A 3,466-nucleotide genomic window follows, 5' to 3' on the forward strand; every position below is an offset into this window, starting at 1 on the left:
ATAAGATTTGAAACGTTGGATATTACTTGGAAGAATCTGCATTTTTTAGCATTTTCTTTAAGATTAATCAAAAAATTAAAAGTTTAAACAACTTCGATATTAATTTTTATCCTTCATATCTAATAATACATAAATTTTCTTCATATTTTTCAATGTAAGTTATGAAATACCTATTGGATTTCAAAAGATATTCTTTTTATCGTTATGAAACTACTGTTTAAGTTTAATTTATTGCTATAATATTAAGCTCAGTTTTCAATAAAGCCGACAAAAATCTTTTATACAAATAATATGGAAAGCTATCATGATTCCATAATTATTAATGTGGGAAATATAATCTGATGAATTTGTATTTTCAGCTAAAATACAGCTAATATATTAACTAAAAATAAAAACTCTATATATTATATTATGAAATTTTTAAAAATCACTAAGGCATTATTTATTTTTTTATTTACAGGTGCTTTCCAAATGGCACTAGCTCAAAATGAAAATAACGAAGTTCCCCAATGGGTAAAAATGATGGATGATTCGAATGTCAATTACTATCAGGCCGTCAAAAGTTTTGACGATTATTGGAAAGACAAAGAAAAACCTGTTGAAGAAAAGGAGATTTTCAAAGAAAAAAACTCCAAAATCAAAGAGTTTGAAAACGAAGAAACACCGAAATATGCTTTTGAGTATAAAAAATTCATCTATTGGAGAATAAAAATTTTACCATTTGTTCAAGATGATGGTCGGATTCTAACTAAAAATGAGCTTATGGAAATATGGGAAAAAGAAAAAAGAAATAGGAATACAAATTAATACTAAAAAAATATACACGCATATGAAAATAAAAAACACGAATAAATTATTTTTTTTATTACTCTTTATTTCGGCTTCGGCATTAGCTCAAAACTTAAATGGAAACTGGACATTAAAAGGGCCAATTTTATTCCCAACAAATATTTCTGGACAAATTCACGGTATTGGTAGAGTAAGCCAGGTGAAATTTCATAATACTAATTCTCAAAAAATGTATGCCGTTAGTGCTTCAGGTGGCCTTTGGATTAGTAATAATGGCGGGCTTAATTGGAATAAAACACAAACCGACAACCAGATCCCTCAAGGTAGCTGTTCCTCAGTATGTATTGACTACACAAATGATAATATCATTTATTTATCAACTGGGGATGCGAATTACTATTCAAACGGATATGGAATTTATAAAAGCACAGATGGTGGTAATACCTGGTCTGCTTCAAATTCAGGAATTGGAAATAGAATGGCCGTGGAGATTCTAATGTCTCCAACTGATCATAATACACTTATCGCAGCTACTACTGATGGAATATGGAAAAGTACAAATGCTGGACAAACGTGGATAAATACATTAGTTGGTGGAGAATTTAAAGATATAGTCTATAAATCGGGCTCTTCTAATACTATTTTTGCTGTGTCAGACAACGCGCTTTGGAGAAGTACAGATAATGGAAATTCATGGACACAAATTACTAGCGTTAATCCAAATCCGGGAAATGGAGGAAGAATTGCTGTTTCTGCAGCAAATAATAATGTCATTTATGTTGGATTTGTAGGAACAAATAGCAATAATGGGAATGGTGGAATCATATATCAATCTACTGATGGAGGAATGACTTTTGTGTTAAAAAAAGGTGATGTACAACCGAATTTAAATGGATATGAACCTTCTGGAAATGGACAAGGAAACTATAACTGGGATTTATTTGCAGACAGAAACAATGCAAATATTCTTTATGCTTGTGGACATGTGGTCTGGAAAAGTATAGATGGAGGAACAAATTGGACAAAACTTACAAACTGGTGGCAAGGATGTCATACTGATATGCATCAGATTATTTCTTCTCCCTATGATAACTCGAAACTTTTCAACATTAACGATGGAGGAATTTTTATAAGCACTAATGGAGGAACCAATTGGACTCCTAGTTCTGATGGGTTAAGTGCTACTGAAATTTATCACTTAGGACAAAGCAAGCTATCTCGAAATATTGTATCCATTGGAACTCAAGATAATGGCGAAATTTATTTGAACAACAACACTTGGTATTGTATTCGTGGAGGAGATTGGGGCTCCAAAGCCTCTTTTGATTTAGCGAATCCCAATACAGCATATTACCATGAAAATGGGCTAAGAAGAAATTTAGTCTTAAATAATGGCGAAAACCCATATGGATTAACAAGCCCCAATAATGAAAATAACTATGTTTTTTCCAACTTAAATACAAGTATTGCATACGTAAGTCAATTAAATGTATTAAAGAGAACTAATAATTTATTATCTGCTAATCCTACGTGGAGTGATGTAAAAACTTTTACAAGCAAAATAAAAAGTATTGCTATTTCTCCAATCAATGATAATGAAATTTATATTGTATTAGATAATAATGAGGTTTACTACACTTCTAATGGTATAACATTTAACCAAATTTCTGTCACCCCTTCCAGTTCTTACAACTATTGTAATATTGTTGTGAACAAAAATAATACTAACATAGTCTATATGAGCTGTGGAAGTAGAATGTATCGTTCAATAAACAAAGGAATTAGTTGGACGGATATTTCTGGCTCGCTTAGCTTAGAAAGTATCTTAAATTTGGTACACGATCCATATTCAACAAATGAAAGTTTCTATATAGCCACTCCTCATGGTGTATACTATAGAAACACTTCGATGACGGATTGGCATAGCTTTTCTAATGGTTTGCCTTTAATCGCTCAAATTTCTGATTTATATGGCTATTTTGATGGCACGAATAATAGTGTTTTAAGGGTAGCTTTCTATGGAAGAGGTGTTTGGGAAAGTAATTTGTATTCAACAAATAATCTTTCTACTAATGAGTTGAATGATAACGCAGGTACTATAAACATTTATCCAAATCCAAGTACAGATATTATTACCATTAATATCACAAATCCAGAGTTGATGAATACCAAAGCAATTCTCTTAGATATAAGTGGTAGGAAAATAAAAGATATTGAAATAAAGCAACCTATCACATTAATAGATTTCACTAGCTATGCTAAGGGAGTTTATCTAATAAAGTTTAATAATAATATTGCTAAAAAAATTATTGTGAAATAAATTAGTTCAACTTAATAATGATTTATCAACAAGACATTTTTAAGTCAAAGGTTGAGGATTTATACAATTAGATTAAAGTGGTTGTGGCACTTATAGTTCGCAGCCACTTTTTATTTTGTGGCATTTTGATGATTTTTTAGAAGTGTTGTTTGCTTTATTAATAGGATATATCAAATAAATTAATTAAAAAAAGAACAATCATTTTAGACTTATCCGTTTTATTTTTTTGCTTATAAGGCATAGCTTAATAAAATTATGGGTGTGGATATACTAATTTAGCTTCCAGTTAGAGTTAAGCATAAAACCTTAATTTTAACGTATGAAACAAGGGCGAAAAATCTATGATCCAGCTTTTAA

Annotated in this window: 2 protein-coding genes; both read left to right on the forward strand. The window is 30.4% G+C overall.

What is annotated here, in order from left to right; genetic code table 11:
* Nucleotides 1-411: 411 nt before the first annotated feature.
* Complete coding sequence (locus tag BW926_RS13890; protein ID WP_076447929.1) at nt 412-807, forward strand: hypothetical protein; 396 nt, start codon at nt 412-414, stop codon at nt 805-807.
* Nucleotides 755-3,109: a T9SS type A sorting domain-containing protein gene (locus BW926_RS13895; protein ID WP_076447930.1), complete on the forward strand. Its 2,355-nt coding sequence runs from the start codon at nt 755-757 to the stop codon at nt 3,107-3,109. Before BW926_RS13890 ends, BW926_RS13895 begins: the two co-directional genes overlap by 53 nt.
* Nucleotides 3,110-3,466 lie beyond the last annotated feature (357 nt).

The sequence above is a fragment of the Chryseobacterium sp. RU37D genome (assembly GCF_900156075.1).
GTDB lineage: Bacteria > Bacteroidota > Bacteroidia > Flavobacteriales > Weeksellaceae > Chryseobacterium.

Excerpts from the sequence above, each read along its gene's own strand:
- BW926_RS13895 (WP_076447930.1), top strand. The coding sequence starts at position 755 with ATGAGCTTATGGAAATATGGGAAAAAGAAAAAAGAAATAGGAATACAA.
- BW926_RS13890 (WP_076447929.1), top strand. The coding sequence starts at position 412 with ATGAAATTTTTAAAAATCACTAAGGCATTATTTATTTTTTTATTTACA.